Origin of the sequence: Streptomyces sp. NPDC057623 (assembly GCF_042800355.1) — a bacterium.
In the GTDB taxonomy this organism is placed as follows: Bacteria; Actinomycetota; Actinomycetes; order Streptomycetales; family Streptomycetaceae; genus Streptomyces.
Map to the genome: position 1 here is coordinate 1 of NZ_JBHVGZ010000039.1, position 20,630 is coordinate 20,630.

The 20,630-nt window shown below is 69.3% G+C and carries 23 protein-coding genes and 1 tRNA gene; 13 read left to right on the forward strand and 11 right to left on the reverse strand.

The annotated features are described in order from the left end of the window. Nucleotides 1-112 precede the first annotated feature (112 nt). The 4 genes from ACFU95_RS31340 to phoU form a co-directional block, all read right to left on the reverse strand. Nucleotides 113-583, reverse strand: a complete 471-nt coding sequence (locus ACFU95_RS31340; RefSeq protein ID WP_383834285.1) for a hypothetical protein — start codon at nt 581-583, stop codon at nt 113-115. Between the two features lie 128 nt (nt 584-711). After that, nucleotides 712-1,038: a carboxymuconolactone decarboxylase family protein gene (locus ACFU95_RS31345; protein WP_383834288.1), complete on the reverse strand. Its 327-nt coding sequence runs from the start codon at nt 1,036-1,038 to the stop codon at nt 712-714. A 147-nt stretch (nt 1,039-1,185) separates the two neighbouring features. Then, a complete protein-coding gene (locus tag ACFU95_RS31350; protein WP_383834291.1) occupies nt 1,186-1,491 on the reverse strand; it encodes a hypothetical protein in 306 nt (101 codons plus the stop codon). A gap of 818 nt (nt 1,492-2,309) precedes the next feature. Continuing rightward, nucleotides 2,310-3,011 (reverse strand): phosphate signaling complex protein PhoU, encoded by a 702-nt coding sequence (gene phoU / locus ACFU95_RS31355; protein WP_383834294.1) that lies wholly within the window; start codon nt 3,009-3,011, stop codon nt 2,310-2,312. 344 nt (nt 3,012-3,355) lie between these two features. Between phoU and ACFU95_RS31360 the strand changes: the two genes are divergently transcribed. Together ACFU95_RS31360 and ACFU95_RS31365 are read left to right on the forward strand one after the other, a co-directional pair. Further along, a complete protein-coding gene (locus tag ACFU95_RS31360) occupies nt 3,356-4,699 on the forward strand; it encodes a sensor histidine kinase (protein ID WP_383834297.1) in 1,344 nt (447 codons plus the stop codon). Next, nucleotides 4,696-5,376, forward strand: a complete 681-nt coding sequence (locus ACFU95_RS31365; RefSeq protein ID WP_015659563.1) for a response regulator transcription factor — start codon at nt 4,696-4,698, stop codon at nt 5,374-5,376. The genes ACFU95_RS31360 and ACFU95_RS31365 overlap by 4 nt, the downstream gene beginning before the upstream one ends. 98 nt (nt 5,377-5,474) lie before the next feature. On the opposite strand, the gene ACFU95_RS31370 is transcribed toward ACFU95_RS31365, so the two are convergent. Continuing rightward, on the reverse strand, nt 5,475-6,176 hold the full coding sequence (locus ACFU95_RS31370) for a DUF461 domain-containing protein (RefSeq protein WP_383834300.1): 702 nt from the start codon (nt 6,174-6,176) through the stop codon (nt 5,475-5,477). Nucleotides 6,177-6,789: 613 nt separating this feature from the next. Between ACFU95_RS31370 and ACFU95_RS31375 the strand changes: the two genes are divergently transcribed. The 6 genes from ACFU95_RS31375 (at nt 6,790) to ACFU95_RS31400 (ending at nt 13,121) form a co-directional block, all read left to right on the forward strand. Further along, a complete protein-coding gene (locus ACFU95_RS31375) occupies nt 6,790-7,272 on the forward strand; it encodes a CarD family transcriptional regulator (RefSeq protein ID WP_003953493.1) in 483 nt (160 codons plus the stop codon). Between the two features lie 285 nt (nt 7,273-7,557). After that, nucleotides 7,558-8,322, forward strand: coding sequence for a 2-C-methyl-D-erythritol 4-phosphate cytidylyltransferase (ispD, locus tag ACFU95_RS31380; protein ID WP_383834303.1), 765 nt, complete (start codon nt 7,558-7,560; stop codon nt 8,320-8,322). Then, nucleotides 8,312-8,827 (forward strand): 2-C-methyl-D-erythritol 2,4-cyclodiphosphate synthase, encoded by a 516-nt coding sequence (gene ispF, locus ACFU95_RS31385; protein WP_383834306.1) that lies wholly within the window; start codon nt 8,312-8,314, stop codon nt 8,825-8,827. The genes ispD and ispF overlap by 11 nt, the downstream gene beginning before the upstream one ends. 87 nt (nt 8,828-8,914) lie before the next feature. Then, a complete protein-coding gene (gene cysS / locus ACFU95_RS31390; RefSeq protein WP_383834309.1) occupies nt 8,915-10,312 on the forward strand; it encodes a cysteine--tRNA ligase in 1,398 nt (465 codons plus the stop codon). 98 nt (nt 10,313-10,410) lie between these two features. Further along, nucleotides 10,411-11,352 (forward strand): 23S rRNA (guanosine(2251)-2'-O)-methyltransferase RlmB, encoded by a 942-nt coding sequence (gene rlmB, locus ACFU95_RS31395; RefSeq protein WP_383834312.1) that lies wholly within the window; start codon nt 10,411-10,413, stop codon nt 11,350-11,352. A 134-nt stretch (nt 11,353-11,486) separates the two neighbouring features. Then, entirely contained in the window at nt 11,487-13,121 is a 1,635-nt protein-coding gene (locus tag ACFU95_RS31400) for a DoxX family protein (RefSeq protein WP_383834541.1), read from the forward strand. Between the two features lie 200 nt (nt 13,122-13,321). Here the strand turns inward: ACFU95_RS31400 and ACFU95_RS31405 are convergent, their stop codons facing one another. From ACFU95_RS31405 to ACFU95_RS31415, 3 genes are all read right to left on the reverse strand, one after another. Next, nucleotides 13,322-14,053 carry an NDP-sugar synthase gene (locus ACFU95_RS31405; RefSeq protein ID WP_383834315.1) on the reverse strand — a complete coding sequence of 244 codons (732 nt, stop codon included), beginning with the start codon at nt 14,051-14,053 and terminating at the stop codon, nt 13,322-13,324. Nucleotides 14,054-14,126: 73 nt separating this feature from the next. Then, nucleotides 14,127-14,585, reverse strand: a complete 459-nt coding sequence (locus ACFU95_RS31410; protein ID WP_383834318.1) for a hypothetical protein — start codon at nt 14,583-14,585, stop codon at nt 14,127-14,129. 226 nt (nt 14,586-14,811) lie between these two features. Next, nucleotides 14,812-15,903: an ABC transporter ATP-binding protein gene (locus tag ACFU95_RS31415; protein ID WP_383834322.1), complete on the reverse strand. Its 1,092-nt coding sequence runs from the start codon at nt 15,901-15,903 to the stop codon at nt 14,812-14,814. A gap of 216 nt (nt 15,904-16,119) precedes the next feature. Here ACFU95_RS31415 and ACFU95_RS31420 point away from each other — a divergent pair. The 5 genes from ACFU95_RS31420 to ACFU95_RS31440 all read left to right on the forward strand — a co-directional run bounded on the left by ACFU95_RS31420 (nt 16,120) and on the right by ACFU95_RS31440 (nt 18,600). After that, a tRNA-Thr gene (locus ACFU95_RS31420) sits at nt 16,120-16,197 on the forward strand. Nucleotides 16,198-16,393: 196 nt separating this feature from the next. Continuing rightward, complete coding sequence (locus ACFU95_RS31425) at nt 16,394-16,630, forward strand: hypothetical protein (protein ID WP_062723761.1); 237 nt, start codon at nt 16,394-16,396, stop codon at nt 16,628-16,630. A 335-nt stretch (nt 16,631-16,965) separates the two neighbouring features. Beyond that, a complete protein-coding gene (locus ACFU95_RS31430) occupies nt 16,966-17,334 on the forward strand; it encodes a hypothetical protein (protein WP_383834326.1) in 369 nt (122 codons plus the stop codon). A gap of 265 nt (nt 17,335-17,599) precedes the next feature. Next, nucleotides 17,600-17,920, forward strand: a complete 321-nt coding sequence (locus tag ACFU95_RS31435; protein ID WP_383834329.1) for a hypothetical protein — start codon at nt 17,600-17,602, stop codon at nt 17,918-17,920. Nucleotides 17,921-18,252: 332 nt separating this feature from the next. Continuing rightward, nucleotides 18,253-18,600 carry a hypothetical protein gene (locus ACFU95_RS31440; protein WP_383834332.1) on the forward strand — a complete coding sequence of 116 codons (348 nt, stop codon included), beginning with the start codon at nt 18,253-18,255 and terminating at the stop codon, nt 18,598-18,600. A gap of 151 nt (nt 18,601-18,751) precedes the next feature. Here the strand turns inward: ACFU95_RS31440 and ACFU95_RS31445 are convergent, their stop codons facing one another. The 3 genes from ACFU95_RS31445 to ACFU95_RS31455 all read right to left on the reverse strand — a co-directional run bounded on the left by ACFU95_RS31445 (nt 18,752) and on the right by ACFU95_RS31455 (nt 20,340). Continuing rightward, entirely contained in the window at nt 18,752-19,045 is a 294-nt protein-coding gene (locus tag ACFU95_RS31445; protein WP_383834336.1) for a hypothetical protein, read from the reverse strand. Nucleotides 19,046-19,311: 266 nt separating this feature from the next. Further along, on the reverse strand, nt 19,312-19,596 hold the full coding sequence (locus tag ACFU95_RS31450) for a hypothetical protein (protein ID WP_383834339.1): 285 nt from the start codon (nt 19,594-19,596) through the stop codon (nt 19,312-19,314). A gap of 255 nt (nt 19,597-19,851) precedes the next feature. Continuing rightward, nucleotides 19,852-20,340, reverse strand: a complete 489-nt coding sequence (locus ACFU95_RS31455) for a hypothetical protein (protein ID WP_383834341.1) — start codon at nt 20,338-20,340, stop codon at nt 19,852-19,854. Nucleotides 20,341-20,630 lie beyond the last annotated feature (290 nt).

Consider the following 20,630-nt stretch of genomic DNA (forward strand, 5'->3'; position numbering starts at 1 on the left):
ACCACCCCCCGGGTCATGGTCGACAGGGGGCAAAAGTCATGCCGGGCCAGAAGGCCGGGAGCCCCAAGATCGGGGCCGTCTAGAAGGTAACGGGGGAGTCCGGCAGGCGTATTCAGCGGAGAGACCGGCGCTCGTCCACACGTCGCGTCGGCACTCCCAGGAACACATCGGGCGTCGCGGAGCCGTGGACGACGTTGAACGTCTCCAACCGGTAGGACCACTCCCCGCTGCAACTGCCGACGATCCGGTAGTTGATCTGCCACTGGAGCCACTGGCCGGGGGCCAGCCGAACAGCAGGTGGGCGCCGATCGCGTCGAGGCATGCCGAACATGGTCACCTTCGGTGGATCCACGCGCAGCAGGCCATCGACCTCGCGGAGGATCGTCCCCGGGTCCGACAGATCTGTCACCCACGTACGAGGCTCGAAGGACTCGGACTCGCCCATGGCGACCTCGTGCAGCGCACAACTCAGGCCCGCAGGCAGCAGGAAGGCCGTCGGGGCGGCGTTCCGCCGGGCGGCTTCAGGGCCGCCCCGCGACTTCTTCGTCCACGACGTGCGTACACGTTGTACGACTGCGTCCATGGGCTCGATCATCGGTCAGAACGCCGCCCGACCGCCACAGATTTGCTCCGCCCTGCGCCGGGGCCTCGCCCTGCGCCGGGGGCCAGCCCTGCGCCCTGGCTCCCGCCCCTACGCCTGCCCCCTCGCCCTCACGCCCGCCCCTGAGCCTCCGCCTCCGCAACCGCGATCGTCATGCCGAGCGCCTTGGCGATGTTCCCGGCGGCCGTCATGACGCGTGCCGTACCCACCACAGGCGCGATGGCGACCAGGACGTCCTGCACCTGCTCGGCGGTCAGGCCGGCCTGGATGGCGGGGTCGATGTGGGCGACGTACGAGATCGGCGGGGCGTCCGACGCGGCGAGGGCGGCGATGCGGGTGAGCATGAAGGTCTCCGGGACCAGCCCGCACCGTTCGACCGAGTCGACCGTCATGGCGGCGAGGGTGTCCAGTACCGGCGTTTCAGATGCTGTGGCCATGGCAGGTCGTCTCCTGTTGGTGTCGTGAGGGAAGTCGACGGGCGGTACCGGCGTGTGAGGGCACCTCACCCGGTGCTGCGCCCACCGCTCGACGGTAAGTCCGTTTTGTGTGGATCGCCTGTCGAGGGGCGCCCGACAGCGGGTACGTCAGCCGAGCGTCAGCTCGACCCGCACCGCCGCCTCGCCCGCAGCCTCGCCCGCCGCCTCGCCCGCAGTCCCGCCCGCCACCTCGCCCGCAGTCCCACCCCTGGGCAGATCCGCACCCCGCACCCCCACCCGCACCGTGGCCTCCGTGGTACCGGGCGGCCCCGTCGCGGGGTCCGCCCGGCACAGCAGTACGTACTCGCCCGGCACGGGCGCATCGAGGGAGAACCGTCCCTCGGTGTCGGTGACGGCAGCGGGGCCCGGCGGTGAAGACGACGTGGGCGCCGGCCACCGGCGCCCCCGGGTCATTGCCCTGCTCCTGCTCTACTGCCGCCGGACAGGTGCGGCAATGCGCCTTTCGCGCCGACCCGTTGCGCGCCCGCACCCGCCGCGGGGGAGTGGAGGGCGGGGCCGGGAACCGGTCGCCGCAGGCCCATGAGGGTCCCGGGGGCGCGCGGTCATCCGCCGTCCCAGCGCGAGCGGCCGGGCGGGGGCCTCAGTTCCCTCGGGCGGCTCGAAGGGCCACGCCGACCCCGAGCCGCATGGCCGCCCCCTTGCTCGTCTTCTCTCCTGCTCCGGCCCGGCCGACGCCCCATACCTCGCCGCTCGCAGCGCGCAGAGCGCGCGCGGTGCCTGAATCACACCCCTGCAGACGGCGGCACAAGCGAAATTCCGCGCTCCGTCCGGCCAGCCGCCAGCCGCCTGCCGCGGCAAACGGCAAAGGGCCCCGGCGCGTCCACCGCACCGGAGCCCTCAGGGTCGTACGAGACCCACGGCGCCGTAAGAAACCGCCGTACGCCGTGCCATACCTTCCGCGTCCTACGCCCTCACCCGCACTGGCAGGGGTTCCCCGACTGGCACCCGCACCCGCACCCCGAGCCGCAGCCGCAGGCGCCGAAGAGCGGGAGGCTCCTGACGTCGGCGGGCTGCTCGGACGGGCGTTCCCGGGTGGGGTCGGGGGTGGTACCGGGAGTGCTGGGGGATTCGGCCATGGATCCTCCTCGAGGCTGGTGCCTGTGCCCATTCCATGCCCGCCCCGCTGGGCGCATCAACGGCGCACAGAGGCTTGCGCACGCCCCGAACAGCCGCCGCGAGCCCGCTCATGGCCTACGGCCGCGGCCCGTGGCTTACGCCCCTTCCACACCCGTCGCCGGCTGGATGTCCGGCTGGATGTCCGTCTGCAGCTCGTCCGCGTGCTCACCCGTCACCAGGTACACCACACGCTTGGCCACGGACACCGCATGGTCGGCGTACCGCTCGTAGTAGCGGCCGAGCAGCGTCACGTCGACCGCCGTCTCGATGCCGTGCTTCCAGCGCTCGTCCATCAGGTGCTGGAAAAGGGTGCGGTGGAGGAGGTCCATCGCGTCGTCGTCCTGCTCCAGCTGGAGCGCGAGGTCGACGTCCTTGGTGATGATGACCTCGGCCGCCTTCGCCATCAGGCGCTGGGCGAGCTGGCCCATCTCCAGGATGGTGGCGTGCAGGTCCTGCGGGATGGCCCGCTCCGGGTAGCGCAGCCGCGTGAGCTTGGCCACATGCTGGGCCAGGTCGCCCGAGCGCTCCAGGTCCGCCGACATGCGCAGCGACGTGACGACGATGCGGAGGTCCGTCGCCACCGGCTGCTGGCGCGCCAGCAGGGCTATGGCCCGGGCCTCCAGGTCGTGCTGGAGGTCGTCGACCTTCTGGTCGGCCTCGATCACGCTCTCGGCCAGCTTGAGGTCGGAGTCGAGGATCGCCGCGGTGGCGCGCCCGATCGCCGACCCGACCAGCCGGGCCATCTCCACCAGACCGTCGCCGATCGAGTCCAGTTCCTCGTGGTACGCGTCCCGCATCAGGGTCCCTCTCTTACGTCTGCCTCGGGGGTTCCGGGTCAGGAGACTGTGGTCGGAGTCGTCGAACCGGCAGTCTTGTCATCGAACCGGAAGTCTTACCGTCCGGACCTCCGACAGTAAGACCGTCGTGAAAACGGCAGTAGGACTGTCATGAAACCGCCAGTGTGATCCCACGCTAAACCGCCTGTGCGAACCCCACGCGTCCACTATTCGGGCTCTACGCGTCCGTTTCCGCCACCCCAAATGAACCACCACTGGCTCCAAGGTGAACTCTGGGCGACGAGTGTTCGAGCTCGCACTCCGACGGCTGTGGCCACCGCCCGCGTCATGCCTAACCTGGGTGCATGGACGTGAACGCGGCGGTCGCCGCAGCGGCAGCGATCGCCGGGGTACTCACCGGCGTCATCGCCATGCTGGCGTTCCGCTGGAGCGAACGCGACCTGAAGCGACCCACCCGAACCTCTCTGCACACCGACCCGGTCCTGCCGCCCGGCGTGGACACGGTCCTGTCGGTGCTGCGCTCCTCCGCCGTCGTCCTCGACGAGGCGGACGCCGTCGTCAAGGCCAGCTCGGCGGCGTACGCCCTCGGTCTGGTGCGCGGTGGCAAGCTCTCCGTCGAACCCATGCTCCAGATGGCCCGGGACACGAGACGGGACGGGGAGATACGGCAGGTCGAGCTGGACCTGCCCAGGCGCGGTACCGGACGCGGCGACGCCCTCGCCGTGTCCGCTCGCGTTGCGCCCCTGGGCTCCCGCCTCGTCCTCCTCCTGGTCGAGGACCTCACCGAGGCCCGGCGCATAGAGGCGGTGCGGCGGGACTTCGTCGCCAACGTGAGCCATGAGCTGAAGACGCCGGTCGGCGCGCTCTCCCTGCTCTCCGAGGCCGTCATGGACGCCTCCGACGATCCGGAGGCCGTGGAGCGGTTCGCCGGACGGATGCAGATCGAGGCGACCCGGCTCACCAGCCTGGTGCAGGAGCTGATCGACCTCTCCCGGGTGCAGAACGACGACCCGCTGGAGGACGCCGAGCCCGTCCGCGTCGACGAGCTCGTCGCGGAGGCCATGGACCGCTGCCGGCACGCCGCCGGCACGAAGCAGATCACCATGGCCTCGAATGTCTGGACGCCCGAAGGTCCCGAGCAGGGTGCCGGCGGGCGACGGGCGGGCGCCGTGGGCGACGACCTCAGCATCTGGGGCAACCGCGGCCAGCTCGCCGCCGCGCTCGGCAACCTCGTCGAGAACGCCGTCAACTACTCGCCCGCCCGCACCCGCGTCGGCATCGCCGCCCGCCGGGTCGGTGCCCCGGGCGGAGACCTCATCGAGATCGCCGTGACCGACCAGGGCATCGGCATCTCGGACAAGGACAAGGAGCGCATCTTCGAGCGCTTCTACCGCGTGGACCCGGCCCGTTCCCGTGCCACCGGTGGCACCGGCCTCGGTCTCGCGATCGTCAAGCACGTGGCCGCCTCGCACAGCGGGGAGGTCACGGTGTGGAGCTCCGAGGGACAGGGCTCCACGTTCACCCTCCGGCTGCCGGAGGCGGGTGCGGCCCGTGACCGCGCACAGCAGCACCCCGATCTCGACGACGAGGCCGGGCATTCCGCCGCATCGAATTCCCGCAGATCCCGCGATTCTTCCCCTGACTCAACCGCGTACGAAACGCTTTCCGCCCCGGAGGTCCTTCCGTGACCCGTGTGCTCGTCGTCGAGGACGAGGAGTCCTTCTCCGACGCCCTGTCGTACATGCTCCGCAAGGAGGGCTTCGAGGTCGCCGTCGCGACCACCGGGCCCGACGGACTCGACGAGTTCGAGCGCAACGGCGCCGACCTCGTCCTCCTCGACCTGATGCTGCCCGGCCTGCCGGGCACCGAGGTCTGCCGCCAGCTGCGCGGCCGCTCCAACGTCCCGGTGATCATGGTCACCGCCAAGGACAGCGAGATCGACAAGGTGGTCGGCCTGGAAATAGGAGCCGACGACTACGTCACCAAGCCGTTCTCCTCGCGCGAGCTGGTCGCCCGTATCCGGGCCGTCCTGCGCCGCCGCGGCGAACCGGAGGAGGTCACCCCGGCCGCCCTGGAGGCGGGCCCGGTCCGGATGGACGTGGACCGTCACGTGGTCACGGTCTCCGGCTCCAAGGTCGACCTCCCCCTGAAGGAGTTCGACCTCCTGGAGATGCTCCTGCGCAACGCCGGCCGCGTCCTCACCCGCATGCAGCTCATCGACCGCGTCTGGGGCGCCGACTACGTCGGTGACACCAAGACCCTCGACGTCCACGTGAAGCGCCTGCGCGCCAAGATCGAGCCGGACCCGGGCGCGCCGCGCTATCTGGTGACGGTGCGTGGTCTCGGTTACAAGTTCGAGCCGTAAACCGCCGTAGGAACAAGCTCGGCACGTAAGAAGGGCGGGACCCCCGGAATCGGGGGTCCCGCCCTTCTTCTACGGCTGTGCGGGTGCCGTACGACCGCTCAGTGGCCGGCGGCCGTCTGCGAGGCGCTGTCGGACGGGGTCGCCGCACCGGCCTCGTCGCCGGTCCCGGTCCCGGCGCCCGCTCCGGTGTTCGCCGTCGCGCTCGGGGAGGCACTGTCGGCCGGGGTGGCCCCGGTGCCCGCGGCCGGCGACCCGGTCGGGGAGGCCGACGTGTCGGGCGCCGCCGGGACCTGGCTCGGGCCCCAGCTCTCGAAGTAGTGCTCGGCCGGGACGACGAAGGCGCGCAGGCTCACGTCACCGGTCTTGCTGAAGGTGAAGGTGATCTTCTGGGCGTTGCCGTCCTGGATGGCTTCACGGCTGCTGGGCAGCGTGGCGGAGGCGTTGTCCTTGCCGCCGAGGATCAGCGAGCCGCCGGCCGGGATGGTCAGGCTGCCGCCCTTGGCGGGCTTGAGGACGGCGCTCTTGTCGGTGTCGTCCACCTTGATCGAGTCCAGCGTCTGCGCGGTGCTGCCGGAGTTGAACAGCGTCGCGGAGACGACGGCCGGGCCGGTCGACTCCAGGTCGGGCTGGGTGATGACGACGGCGTTCTGGATCTTGATGTCGCCGACCGAGGTGGCCGCGTTGTCCGGCTTGATCTCCAGCGTCTGACTGTTGTTGCCGGCGGCGCACGCACCGAGCGACGTGATGGAGAACGCGATGGCGGCCGCGGCGAGGGCGCCGCGTCGAAGGCTGCTGCTCACGGCGGCGGCAACTCCTTGACTCGAACGGGGCGGGCGAGTAAAGCCGCCCTAAGTGTCTGTCAGCGGCCTTAGGTTACCGAGCCGTTCCCGCGCGACCGCACCCGACCCTCCCCTCGGCGCCCAAGTGCCGTCGAAGTACCTCTTCCACCCCCCGTCCCTTCACCCACAAGTGATCCGGGCGTCACATTGCCCGGAGCCCGTCAGTCATTCACATAAGCCGTCCCGCACATCCCGGCGCAAAATTTCCGTGAAGGAATACGCGACCTTCCCGAAATTGATCACCGGCCGTGCCGCCGACCTGCCTGTGATCAATTCCGGATTCGTCCGGGATCCGTCTCGGGACGCCGAACGGAGTAGCGGAAGTCGCACACCTGGAACCGGACATATGCGTACGTTCTGCTACTTCGAGGGGCTTCTGGATGCGCGTAACGTGCACGTTTCACCCCGCCCGCAGAGCCGCTCCGACCTGCGAATACCTTCTTCCGTTCGGCCCGCGCAGCACGTTCGTGTTGGAGTTGTCAAGCCCCGAGATATGCCCTGACCTGCGAAAACGCCATTCAGAACCCGCAGTTTCCGTGTTACCCTGGATAGCCACGGAAGGGGTACCTGTCACATGACGTTCAAGGTTGGCGACACCGTGGTCTATCCCCATCACGGGGCCGCGCTGATCGAGGCCATCGAAACTCGCCAGATCAAAGGCGTGGACAAGACCTACTTGGTGCTGAAGGTCGCCCAGGGTGACCTGACGGTACGTGTGCCAGCGGACAATGCGGAGTTCGTCGGCGTGCGTGATGTGGTCGGTCAGGACGGGCTGGACCGGGTCTTCGAGGTGCTGCGCGCGCCGTACGCCGAGGAGCCCACGAACTGGTCGCGTCGTTACAAGGCAAATCTGGAGAAGCTCGCCTCCGGCGATGTCATCAAGGTCGCGGAAGTCGTGCGTGACCTGTGGCGTCGTGAGCGCGAGCGTGGACTCTCCGCCGGTGAGAAGCGCATGCTCGCCAAGGCCCGCCAGATTCTGGTGAGCGAGCTCGCCCTCGCGGAGAACACCAACGAGGACAAGGCCGAGGCTCTGCTCGACGAGGTTCTCGCGTCCTGACGCGGTTGGTCCGCCTCAGTTCAGCACAGCGCTGTGGTGTCTTGGCTGTGTTGCCTTAAAAGAAGTGCCGCGGTGCCCGATGACGTAATTGCTGTCGCCGGGCGCTGCGGCATGTTCGCTTCACGACGCCGTACGTCTTGTCTCGGGGGCGCCCCCGATACTTGATGTGCCGGGTCCGGGCAGCTGTCTCGACCGTTGTCACGGAAAGGGTTCGGTCAAGACGTCCCACCCGGCACGCTGAGGCCATACCCACGTAGGCAGAGCACACAAACCTGACAGGAACCGATGTCTGACGTTTCGCGTCCTTCGCCCACGGGTGTCCCCGCGGAGACTCGTACCGCCGTCGTGATTCCGGCCGCCGGAAAGGGCGTACGCCTCGGTCCGGGTGCCCCCAAAGCGCTTCGCGCGCTGAACGGCACGCCGATGCTCATCCACGCCGTCCGCGCCATGGCCGCGTCCCGCGCCGTCTCCCTCGTGGTCGTCGTGGCCCCGCCCGACGGCACCGCCGAGGTCAAGAGCCTGCTCGACGCGCACGCCCTGCCCGAGCGCACCGACTTCCTGGTGGTCCCCGGCGGCGAGACCCGCCAGGAGTCCGTGAAGCTCGGTCTCGACGCCCTGCCGCCCGACTACGACATCGTGCTGGTGCACGACGCGGCGCGCCCGCTGGTCCCGGTGGACACGGTCGACGGCGTCATCGAGGCCGTACGGGACGGGGCGTCGGCCGTGGTGCCCGCGCTGCCGCTCGCGGACACGGTCAAGGAGGTCGAGCCGGCCACCGCCACGGGCGAGCCCGAACCGGTGGTCGCCACCCCGCGGCGCGCCCGCCTGCGCGCCGTGCAGACCCCCCAGGGTTTCGACCGCGCCACGCTGATCCGGGCCCACGAGACGGTGACCGACGACGTCACCGACGACGCGAGCATGGTCGAGCAGCTCGGCCTGACGGTCGTGGTGGTGCCCGGTCACGAGGAGGCCTTCAAGGTCACCCGCCCGCTGGACCTGGTCCTGGCGGAGGCGGTCCTGGCGCGCCGGAGGCTGAACGATGGCTTCTGAGGCACCGGGCACGGAGAACGCCGGGATCCCGCTGCCCCAGGTGGGCATCGGCACCGACATCCACGCCTTCGAGGAGGGCCGCGAGCTGTGGTGCGCGGGCCTGAAGTGGGAGGGCGAAGGGCCCGGTCTCGCCGGCCACTCCGACGCGGACGTCGTCGCGCACGCCGCCTGCAACGCGCTGTTCTCGGCGGCCGGCCTCGGCGACCTGGGACAGCACTTCGGTACCGCCCGCCCCGAGTGGTCGGGCGCCCCGGGTGTCGTACTCCTCGGCGAGGCGGCCCGGATCGTACGCGAGGCGGGCTTCCGTATCGGGAACGTCGCCGTACAGGTCGTAGGCCCGCGCCCGAGGATCGGCAAGCGCAGGGACGAGGCCCAGAAGATCCTCTCCGAGGCGGCCGGGGCGCCGGTGTCGGTGTCGGGAGCGACGACGGACGGCCTGGGTTTCCCCGGCCGGGACGAGGGCCTGATGGCGGTGGCGACCGCGCTGGTGGTGCGGGTGGGCTGAGGGGGGCGAACCCGCCGCGCGGACAGGCACGCATCACAACCGAGGGACTGCTCCACGCACCCCGCGCGGCCCACTACCCTAGGTGTCGTGACGATTCGCCTGTACGACACCAGCGCCCGGCAGATCCGTGACTTCACCCCGCTCCAGCCGGGCTGCGTCTCGATCTACCTCTGTGGCGCCACCGTGCAGGCCGCGCCGCACATCGGGCACATCCGCTCGGGGCTCAACTTCGACATCATGCGCCGCTGGTTCGCGTACCGCGGCTATGAGGTGACGTTCATCCGGAACGTCACGGACATCGACGACAAGATCATCACGAAGTCCGTCGAACAGAACCGCCCCTGGTGGTCGATCGGCTACGAGAACGAGCGCGCCTTCACCGACGGCTACTCCGCTCTCGGCTGCCTCCCGCCCACGTACGAACCCCGCGCCACCGGCCATGTCACCGAGATGGTCGAGATGATGCGCGGGCTCATCGAGCGCGGACACGCCTACGAGGCCGAGGGCAGCGTCTACTTCGACGTCCGGTCGTGGCCTTCTTACCTGGAGCTGTCCCGCCAGGACCTCGACGAGATGCGCCAGCCCGCCGAGGAGGGCATCTCCGGCAAGCGGGACCCGCGCGACTTCGCGATGTGGAAGGCCGCCAAGGCCGGCGAGCCCGACTGGGAGACGCCGTGGGGCCGGGGCCGCCCGGGCTGGCACCTGGAGTGCTCGGCGATGGCCCACAAGTACCTGGGCTCCGCCTTCGACATCCACGGCGGCGGCCTCGACCTGATCTTCCCGCACCACGAGAACGAGATCGCCCAGGCCAAGGCGTACGGCGACGAGTTCGCCCGGTACTGGGTGCACAACGCCTGGGTCACCATGAGCGGCGAGAAGATGTCCAAGTCGCTGGGCAACTCCGTCCTCGTGAGCGAGATGGTGAAGCAGTGGCGCCCCATCGTCCTGCGCTACTACCTGGGCACCCCGCACTACCGCTCCACGATCGAGTACAGCGAGGAGGCCCTGCGCGAGGCCGAGTCCGCGTTCGCGCGCATCGAGGGCTTCGTGCAGCGCGTGGTGGAGAAGGCGGGCGTCGTCGAGCCGTCCGCCGAGGTGCCGCTGGCCTTCGCCGAGGCGATGGACGACGACCTGGGGGTCCCGCAGGCGCTGGCGATCGTGCACACCACAGTTCGCCAGGGCAACTCCGCCCTCGCCGCCGACGACAAGGAAGCCGCGGTGGCCCGCCTCGCCGAGGTACGGGCCATGCTCGGCGTCCTCGGCCTGGACCCGCTCGATGCGCACTGGGCCGGCGAGACCGACCGCGGCGAAGACCTGCACGGCGTCGTCGACACCCTGGTCCGTATGGTTCTCGACCAGCGTGAGGCGGCCCGCTCCCGCAAGGACTGGGCCACCGCGGACGCCATCCGCGACCAGCTCAACCAGTCGGGCCTCGTCATCGAGGACGGCCCCCAGGGACCGCGCTGGACCCTGGGACCGCGCTGATCGGACCCGGCTTCCGGAAGATCGATTGTGCCGCCCGGCCCTCCGGGCGGCACACTGCATAGACGTACGTACGAAAGCTCACGACAGACAGGTAGGTCATGGCCGCGAACAACCGCCGCATGTCCGGCAAGAAGGGCGCGCAGGTCGGCAGTGGCGGCCAGCGGCGCAAGGGTCTGGAAGGCAAGGGCCCGACCCCGCCCGCCGAGATGCGCAAGAAGCACAAGAAGAACCGCATCGCGACCGCCAAGGCGAAGCAGGCCGCGCGCCGTCCCGTGCCGCGCGGCCGCGGCGGCAAGGGCACGTCCGAGATGGTCGTAGGACGCAACCCGGTCGTCGAGGCGCTGCGCGAGGGCGTCCCGGCCTCCACCCTCTACGTCCAGCAGTTCATCGACAACGACGAGCGCGTGCGTGAGGCCCTCCAGCTCGCCGCCGAGCGGGGCGGCATCAACCTCATGGAGGCCCCGCGCCCCGAGCTGGACCGTATGACGAACGGCCTCAACCACCAGGGCCTGGTCCTCCAGGTCCCGCCGTACGAGTACGCCCATCCCGAGGACCTGGCCAGCGCCGCCTACGACGACGGCGAGGACCCGCTCATCGTCGCCCTCGACGGCGTGACCGACCCGCGCAACCTCGGTGCCGTCGTCCGCTCGGTCTCCGCCTTCGGCGGCCACGGCGTCGTCGTGCCGGAGCGGCGCGCGGCGGGCATGACGGCCGGTGCCTGGAAGACCTCCGCCGGCACGGCGGCCCGCACCCCGGTCGCCCGCGCCACGAACCTGACGCGCGCCCTGGAGGCGTACAAGAAGGCGGGCATCGTGGTCGTCGGCCTCGCCGCCGACGGCGAGGCCGAACTCGGCGACCTGGCGGCCCTGGACGGCCCGGTCGTCATCGTCGTGGGCAGCGAGGGCAAGGGCCTGTCCCGCCTGGTCGGCGAGACGTGCGACTTCCGCGTGCGCATCCCGATGCCCGGCGGCGCGGAGTCGCTCAACGCCGGTGTGGCGGCGGGGATCGTCCTCTACGAGGCGGCTCGCCGACGCGTCTGAACAGGCATCCGTGGCGTCACCCGTGCGGGTTAATTCTGGTGACAGTGGTGCGACCTGCGCATCCTTGACGGGGTCCGGACAGATCGGACCGGTCAAAGCAGTGTCCTAACCACATGTCACTCGGTTAGTTGAGTGTGGACACCAGAACACCCCGCACACCCACGGGGGACCGCTCGTCGGGATACGACGACGCTCCCGCGCTGAGCATGGTGAAGGTGCCGAGTGATCCGGCGCAGATCATCGTCAATCACGCGAGTTTCCGCGTGCTGTTGGGCGCGTCGGCCGGGCGGGCCAAATCCCCGCGGATCACAGGGCACTTGAGCGCCACCGAGGACACCGCCCGCATCCCCGTCATGGGCGCGGCCGGCAGAGCGGGAGCGGCCCCCGCCGCCCGCCGCCGGGTCGCCGTCTGGAACGGCACGTCCGCGCCCGACGACACGGGCGCCCACCGGCTGCTCCAGGCCGTACGGGACGGCAGCGTCCGCCACGGCGACGAACCGATGCCCGGTATCGGAGGAGCCACCCAGGTCATCCCGCGCGTCGACGTCGGCAGTGGCTACGACGACGGCTATGACGACGTGTTGGAGCAGACCGTCGAGACGCCGATCGTGGGCGCGCAGCGCACCCACGAATCGCTCGAGACCCGGCTGCTCCCGAACATGCGCACCGTGGAGAGCGCGTACGACGAGGAACTCCCCTACGACGACGGGGAGTTCGCGGAGGACCGGCACGGTCCGGACGAGACCGACCCGCCCCTGCGGCGCTCCGGCGACGACCCCGCGCGGCACGCGTACTACCCCGGGCGCCGGATGAACCTCGGCGTCGTCCTCCTCCCCCTGCGCGTCTTCCTCGGCTTCATCTCCATCTACGCCGGCATGGGCAAGCTCTGCGACCCCGTCTACTTCGACGGCGGCAAGCGCGGCTCGATGGTGACATGGCTCAACACCCTGCACCCCTGGGAAGTGGCCGAACCCCTCCGCCAGTTCGCCCTCGCACACCCCGTCGGCTCCGGCCTCGTCATCGCCTTCTTCCAGGTCATCGTGGGTGTGCTCACGGTCCTGGGGTGCTGGCAGCGGGTCGCCGCGGTCGTCGGTGCGCTGCTGTCCGCCGCGCTTCTGCTCACCGTCAGCTGGAAGAGCGTCCCGGTCTACGACGCCCCCGACATCATCTACCTCGCCGCGTGGTCGCCGCTGATCATCGCCGGTGCCCCGGTCTACTCCATCGACGGCCGCCTCGCGGGCATGGCCTGGCGCCGCCTCGGACCGCGTTCCGACATCTGGGAGCTGCGCCAGTACGTCCTGCGCCGCGGCGCCCTGGTCACGGCGATCGTCGCCGGCCTGACCCTCCTGATCGGCTCGCTGCTCGGCGGTGCGGTGCGTGACGCCGACCGCGTCGTGGTGCCCGGCCCCGGCGAGGCTCCCCGCAACGAACTGCCCGGCTCTCCCCTCCCGCAGGAGCCCGGCCAGCGGCACAAGCGGACGCCGTCGGCCTCCAACTCGCCCACCCAGGGCGCCACGTCGGGGGCGGCCACGCCATCCGGGGCCGCGACCACGCCGGGGGCGACGAGCGACACGGGCACCGCCGGTGTCGGTAGGCCCAGCCAGACGCAGGGCACGGCGGGGCAGGCTCCGCCGCAGCAGTCCGCTCCGGTCGACGAGGTGCCCAGCACCAGCACCGGTCCGACCTCCGGGGGGCCGTCCTCCGGTGGCGGCTCGACGGGCGGCTCCGCCGACGACGAACCGGGCCTGGTGGGTGGCCTCCTGGGCTGACGCCCCGCGCCTGTCTGATTCGATCGCCATGACGCCGACGGGCCCCGGACGTGATTTCGTCCGGGGCCCGTCGGCATGACTTCCTCGTCCTCGAACGCCGGACGGGCTGGAGGATGCCCGGGCGGCGGAGCGCGAAGGGGGCGGGAGGGCGAAGCCCGTGCAGGGAAGCCGCTGAGCGGCCCGGCGCGCCCGCGGAGCGGCTAGCGGCCCAGTGCCGCCAGTTCCTTCGCGGCCTCCGTCAGGTCCTTCGCCGTGTCGATGGCGCGCCAGTACGCGCCCTGGGGGATGGGGAACCCGGCCAGGCGGCGTTCGCGGGCCAGGTGGGGGAACGTGGTGCGTTCGTGGTCGCCCCGGGCCGGGAGGAGGTCGGCGAAGGCGGGCGAGAAGACGTAGACACCCGCGTTGATCTCGAACGTCGACGGCGGGGCCTCGATGAAGTCGGTGATGTGCCCGAAGCCGTCCGTCTTCACGGCACCCCACGGGATGCGTGGCCGGGCGAGGGCGAGCGTGGCGACCGCGTCGCGCTCGGTGTGGAAGTCGGCCATGTCGCGCAGCGAGAAACGGGTCCAGATGTCCCCGTTGGTGGCGTACCAGGACTGTTCCGGGTGCGGAAGATGCGCGGCCGCGTACTTCAGGCCGCCGCCCCGTCCGAGCGGCTCCTCCTCGACGACGGTCGTGACGCGGACCGGCAGCTCGGCCGTCTTCAACCAGTCCTGGAGAACCTCGGCGAGATGGCCGCAGCTGACCACGACGTCCGTCACACCCTCTTCGGCGAGCCAGGTGAGCTGGTGGCCGATGATCGGCGTCCCCGTGCCGGGGATCTCGACCATCGGCTTGGGCCGATCGTCGGTGTACGGACGGAGTCGGGAACCCTGGCCCCCGGCCAGGACGACGGCTTGAACGGGGCGGGACGCGGCGTTCGGATCAGTCATGACCGAACTGTACGCGGCGCCCCGCTCGCGGCATCGGGCCGACAACCGTTCGTGAATCGCCTGAAACCATCCGTTAGCTGTGTGCCGCTGCCACACCCGCCGCGAACGCGGTGTCACAGACGGGTCGGGCATACGACTGCGCGCGCGTCGGACCGTACACACGGACCGCCGCACGGCCCAGGGCGCGGGCGATGGAGGCGCAGTGCCGGCCCAGCGACGGGCGCTCGTCGACGGCCTGCTGGAGGTGGGTGAGGGCGACGCCCGGGTTCTTCTCCTGCAACTCGGTCAGGAGCTGGTCGCGCAGCGCGTCCTGTGGGGCGCGTGCGGCGGCGTTCTTCCCGTCACCCTTGCTGGAGACGTCGGTCGCGGTCAGTACCGAGTCCGAGGGGTTCCCCGACCAGTTGACCCGGGTGACCGCGAGCGTCCCGGAGAGCACCAGGAAGACGGGCAGGACGAGGGCGAGAGTGCGGCCGAGCTGGCGGGCGGGGCCCCGGTGGCCGTGTCGTGTCTGTTGGGTGGTGGAGTGCTTCACGCGAGTGAGGGTAGCGTTCGGTGCTGATATGGCGACATTTAGTCACCGGTTCGGGGGACGGAGACGTCTCTCATTTCGGGCGGAGTGTTGACGTACAGTGCTCGAAATGACCGGTATGCCGGGGTATTTATCGACAACGAGAAGGGCCCCGCAGGCGTCTGCGGGGCCCTCTTCGTCAACCTGGGTGAATTACCCGGGGTTGTACTGCCTGTATTTGCCGCTGCCCTCAGTCGGAGAGCCGCTCGCCCGTGGAGGTCGAGAACACGTGGGTCTCGCCCGAACGCGGGACGATGTGCAGCGTGCTGCCCTTCTCCGGGACGTCACGGCCGCTGACGCGGACGACCAGGTCCTTGGAGTCGTCGCCGCCGACCTTGGCGGTGCCGTAGACGTACGCGTCGGCGCCGAGCTCCTCCACCACGTTGACGGTGACGGCGAGGCCCTGCTCCGAGCCGGAGCCGGCCACGTCGAAGTGCTCGGGGCGGACGCCGACGGTGACGGTCTTGTCGGTGGCGGCGGAGAGCGCGTCACGGTCGACCGGGACGACGGAGTTGCCGAACTTCACACCGCCGTCGGTGATCGGGACCTCGACCAGGTTCATGGCCGGGGAGCCGATGAAGCCGGCGACGAAGAGGTTGGCCGGGCGGTCGTACATGTTGCGGGGGGTGTCGACCTGCTGGAGCAGACCGTCCTTGAGGACCGCCACGCGGTCACCCATCGTCATGGCCTCGACCTGGTCGTGGGTGACGTAGACGGTGGTGATGCCGAGACGGCGCTGGAGCGACGCGATCTGCGTACGGGTCGACACACGGAGCTTGGCGTCCAGGTTGGACAGCGGCTCGTCCATGAGGAAGACCTGCGGCTCACGCACGATGGCGCGACCCATGGCGACACGCTGGCGCTGACCGCCGGAGAGCGCCTTCGGCTTGCGGCCGAGGTAGTCGGTGAGGTCGAGGATCTTCGCCGCGTCCTCGACCTTCTGCTTGATCTCGGCCTTCGGCACGCCGGCGATCTTGAGCGCGAAGCCCATGTTGTCGGCGACGGTCATGTGCGGGTACAGCGCGTAGTTCTGGAACACCATGGCGATGTCCCGGTCCTTCGGCGGCAGGTGCGTGACGTCGCGGTCACCGATGCGGATGGCGCCGCCGTTGACGTCCTCGAGCCCCGCCAGCATGCGGAGCGAGGTGGACTTGCCGCAGCCGGACGGGCCGACCAGAACGAGGAACTCTCCGTCCTCGATGTGGATGTCGAGCGCGTCTACGGCGGGCTTCTCGGTGCCCGGGTAGATCCGGGTCGCCTTGTCGAACGAGACAGTGGCCATGGTGAATGGGCCCCCTTCTACCGGCAGGAACGTGCCGGACGATCCGTTGTAGGAAGGTGGTTGGTTTAGTCCACATGTGCGGACTGGATCTGGACGGTACCCGGCGTTCGCCCGTATGTCAGTACCTGGAGGCATGTGAACTTCGCGGAAATTTTCGACAGGGCCCACTCGGAACCTGGGTACACTGCACGGGCGCGTGCGTGACAGGGCGCGCAGGCCTCCTTAGCTCAGTTGGTCCAGAGCGGCTGTCTTGTAAACAGCAGGTCGTCGGTTCGAATCCGACAGGGGGCTCCAAAACAGGCGGGGCGGTTGTCGACGACAACCGCCCCGCAGTTCGTTTTTCATTCCTTCTTTTCATTCGCCCGCATCTCATCTCCCCGTTGGGACACGGGACATGTGCCGGTATGGAATAGGATCGCTACTGCTAGTGTTCGTTCCGTCACAGTAGGCAATCAGCCTCAATGTAAATGTAATGAAATCCGAGGGTTCCATGCGCAAGCTTCACCAGGTCATGATCGTCGCGGCGGCGGCCGGCAGCCTGTCCGCCATCGGTGCCGGTACGGGTGTCGCGTACGGGAGCGGGCCGACCGTGTCCGACCTGTACCGCCCGTACCAGGAGTGCAGCCCGCAGACGGTCGGCGAGGCCGACATCCCGATCGCCGTGCTCGGTCTCTCCGAGACCTTCGACACCACGTGCGGCCAGTTCAACAACGCCTTCACTGGCTGAGGTCGGCGGCATAGTCGTGCGCGACGCCTTCCGCGGGCCCCTTCGGGGTCACCCCCGAGGGGGCCCGTTCATGTGCGGCTGCCCGGAGCGCCAGACCGCTCCCTCGGCCCGTATGCGTTCGCTGCGGTCCTGAATTCCGGCGTACCGATGAGCGGTTGGTCCCTCGCGGATCAGTGACCCTCAGGTCCGTCCTTCACTTCGTAAGCGAACAGGCCCCGAGCGTCCCGGACATGTACCGGGAGCGGGGCCTGTCTCTCCGACACCCCCAGGGCCCGGCGCGGCCGGTTCGCGGTGTATTGCGCCCGGGCAACCCCCCGCAAAAGGAGACGCAACACATGTTCAACGGAAAGAAGATCGCGGCCGCCGCCGGGCTTCTCGGTGGCCTCGCCATGACCTGTCTCGGCGCCGGCCAGGCTCACGCCGCGGGCCCGGGCGTCTGCGCGCTCGACGCCCAGGGCAACATCGTCTGCACCCAGCAGATCCAGGGGCAGACGCCCGAGGGTGACGGGTTCACCGTCCGCCGGTCGGTGAACTGCCAGCCGACGAAGCCCTTGACGCTGCCCACTCCCGGTCTGCTGTCCAACGGGCAGACGCGGATCGGCCCCCACATCACCTGCTCCGACCTGACGCCTGTGGCGCCCGACAACAGCACCGACAACGACGCGGGCGACACCAGTCCGCTGCTCGCCCGCATCCTGGGCTGAGCCTCAAACAGCGGATGGCCGGACCGGGTTGACCCGGTCCGGCCATCCGCTGTTTCGCGTCCGCGTCCGTCGGATCGACATCGGTTCGGCAAATGGGTGACCGCGTCCGGACGCCCGTGACCCGGCCGCGGGGCAACGTCGTTTCCTTATAAGCCGACACGACACAGAGAAGGGTCAAAGGTCCCAAATTGCTACGGTTCGCTTGTATATGCTCACATTAAGTAGTCAAGCCAGGGCCTAGTGCCCGGGAAGAAAGGGTCTAACTATGCGCAGGTTTCAGCGCGTTGCGGTCGTAGCCGCGGCCGTCGCAGGGCTGTCCGCCTTCGGTGTCGGTGCCGGCACCGCTTTCGCTCACGAGGGCGACGACTTCGACGGTCAGGTTGTCTCCGCGGTCTCCACCTCGACGGCCAACGCCGTTGCCACGTGGGGTGCCCCGACCGACAAGGCGCACGCCGCTCCGGTTGCTGCTCCGGTTGCGGCTCCGCAGGCCGCGCCGGAGGCTGCTCCCAAGGCCGCCGCGCCGGAGTACGGCTACGGTGAGTACAGCGCTCCGTCGTACACCGCTCCGACGTACGCCGCTCAGTAAGAAGGCACCGAGGATGCGATGCGCGAATTTCAGGGCACTGTGATTTCGTCGCGATGACCGCGGAGCGGGTGGCTCCGTACTCCGAGCGGCAGTTGGCCCCCTAGGCCGGCACCTCGGGGCGTCGCGACAGGCGCATCGACATCCGTCGGAACACCGTTATGCATATCGCGCGATCTGAACGCCCAGCTCCTGGACCGGATCGAGCTGTTTTCAACGGTGTGCTGGACAACACCCTTAGCAAATGCAGCCCGGCCGCGCGGCAGACCCGTACAGGGTGCGCGGCCGGGCTGTAGCAGTTCCGTCGTATTCGACCTTTGCAAAGGACGCCGTACATGATCGGTCGACAGAAGATCGCAACCGTCTCGGGGCTCCTGGGAGCTCTCGCCGTGATCTACGGCGGTGCCGCGCCGGCGTACGCCGACGATCCCAAGGGAGCCTGCACGCTCACCGCCGAGGGGGACATCGTCTGCGTCAAGAAGAGCGAGGTCGTCCACAGGGACAAGCGCAACGGGTACGTCCTCAAGCAGAAGCAGGACTGCTCGACGGTCGAGCGGCCGCGCGTCGCGATGCCCGAGGGCCACATGCTGAACGGCGGGTCCGTGAAGTCCGGGCCGGTCGTGGAGTGCAACAACACGGCGAAGCTGCCCAAGGGAATCAAGATCCCCAAGTTCCACTTCTGAGGCGCGTGAGCGGCCGATGCCGGACCGGGAGTGATCCCGGTCCGGCATTTCGGTTTCCGGATTCCAGGCGGGCCCTCCGGGGCGGGGCGGGGCAGACAAAAGCCCGGTGCCCCGGCCTGAGGCCGGGGCACCGGGAACGACGCGGCTTACGTCACTTGCCGAAGGCGCTGTTGCTGCAGCCCATCTCCGAGCCGAGCCCGGTCTCCTGCGCGCCCGGGTTGCCTTCGCCGTTCAGCAGGTTGCCGCCCAGGCCGTTGGCGATGCCGACCTGGCCGAGGACGCTGACGTTGGCGTCGTGCGACTTGCAGTTGCTGCTCTGGAGAACGTCGACGTTCGTGCCCTTCTGGCCCCAGCCGCCTCCGTCGGCGTGGGCGACGCCGGTGCTCAGGAGTCCGACGCTCCCGAGAGCGGCGACCAGGACGGCGGCCTTGCGGAGCTTGTGCATGTTCATCTCCGGTGGAGTGGAGTGGGTGCGATCCATTTCAGATCGACTTCGTACAGTTACGGAGGCTAATAGGAAATATTCCGGAGCAAACGGCGGCGCGCCGAATTCGGGAAAGTCTCACCATCTTGGCGGATGGCCGGGAAATTCAGTTCGGTACGGGAATCGCGACGCAAATGCGCGGCGCAAAAAGGAGTCCCGGTACCGGGCCTGAGGCTCGGTACCGGGACCTGGTTCCCGCTTCGGCCGGCTGTGCGGCCGTCAGTGCCTTAGAAGGCGCTGTTGTTGCAGCCCATCGACGAGCCCAGGTGGGTGTCCTGCGCGCCCGGGTTGCCCTCGCCGTTGAGCGCGCTGCCCAGCAGGCCGTTGAGGACGCCGACCTGGCCGAGGACGTCGACGTTCAGGTCGTGCGACTTGCAGTTGGAGCTCTGGAGGACGCTGAACTTGCCCCCGTCCTTGCCGCCGTGGCCGTCGGCGGTGGCCGTGCCGGCGCCCAGGAGTCCGACGGTGCCGATGGCGGCAATCACGACGGCGGCCTTGCGAACCTTGTGCATGTCATCTCCGGTGGAGTGAGGTGGGTGCGATCTGTGCGAGATCGACTTCGTACAGTTACGGAAGATTAATACGAAGTATCCCGATATGTCCCGGAGGCACGCCGGAGTTCGCGATCTCGTGCCGGAAGCACCCAAAAGCCGCATCGCGTACCGAGGTGTGATGTGAAAGTGCTGGTCACAGTCGCTCGTTGAGCGCTGCGACCAGCACGGTCGCCGCGAGGGAGATGAGGTCCGGATCTCCTCGCGGCGTGTCTTCTAGCGCGTGTAACGGGCGTGGGCGAGGGAGTTCGCCTGGCTGTTGGCCTGGTCGCAGTCGATGCCCCGGGTCTCGGAGGCGGCGAGTACGGCGACCGGGACAGCCGCGTTGACCAGGGACTGCGGGCTGCACTCCTGGTACGGGCGGAACAGGTTGGCCTGCTGCACCGGGCCGGCCGGCGCCGCGGCCGGCTGCTGGTTGATCTGCGGGCTGATCTTCGGGCTCAGTTGGGGGTTCAGCTGCGGGGTGACCTCGGCGCCCCGCTGGGGGGCCGGGGCCGCCTGGCGGTGCCCGCCCGGCAAGTTGGAGGACTGGGCGGAAGCCTGCGAGCTGCCCCACGAGGTGGCCTGGACGTCCGGCTGGCCGACGGGCGGCGAGGCGGTGCCGCCGTATCCGACGGGGGCGTCGGCGACGCTGGGTCCGGCACCGATGGCCGACAGACCACTGGCTGCTGCTACGACGAGCGCGACCTGATGAAGCTTGCGCATGGAACCTCGGCCCTTCATTGACCTGTGCAGGGAACGTATGGAAATGCGGCTGCGATGCACCATCGCTCTGACCCTGGGGGGAACGAGACAAGTGCGATTACGGTCACGTGGGCCCGGATGCCGTCACTCATTTGCCAGAGGGTGTTCATCAGAGCCTTTTATCCGATCGATGGCAATTGAGTGACGAAAATTCGGATCCCGTGACCTGCCCGGAGAAATGTCGTTGCCAGCTGAGAGAGGGCAGCGATCCGGAATCAGAGAGAGGCAACGGGATCCGCTGCCTGCTCCGG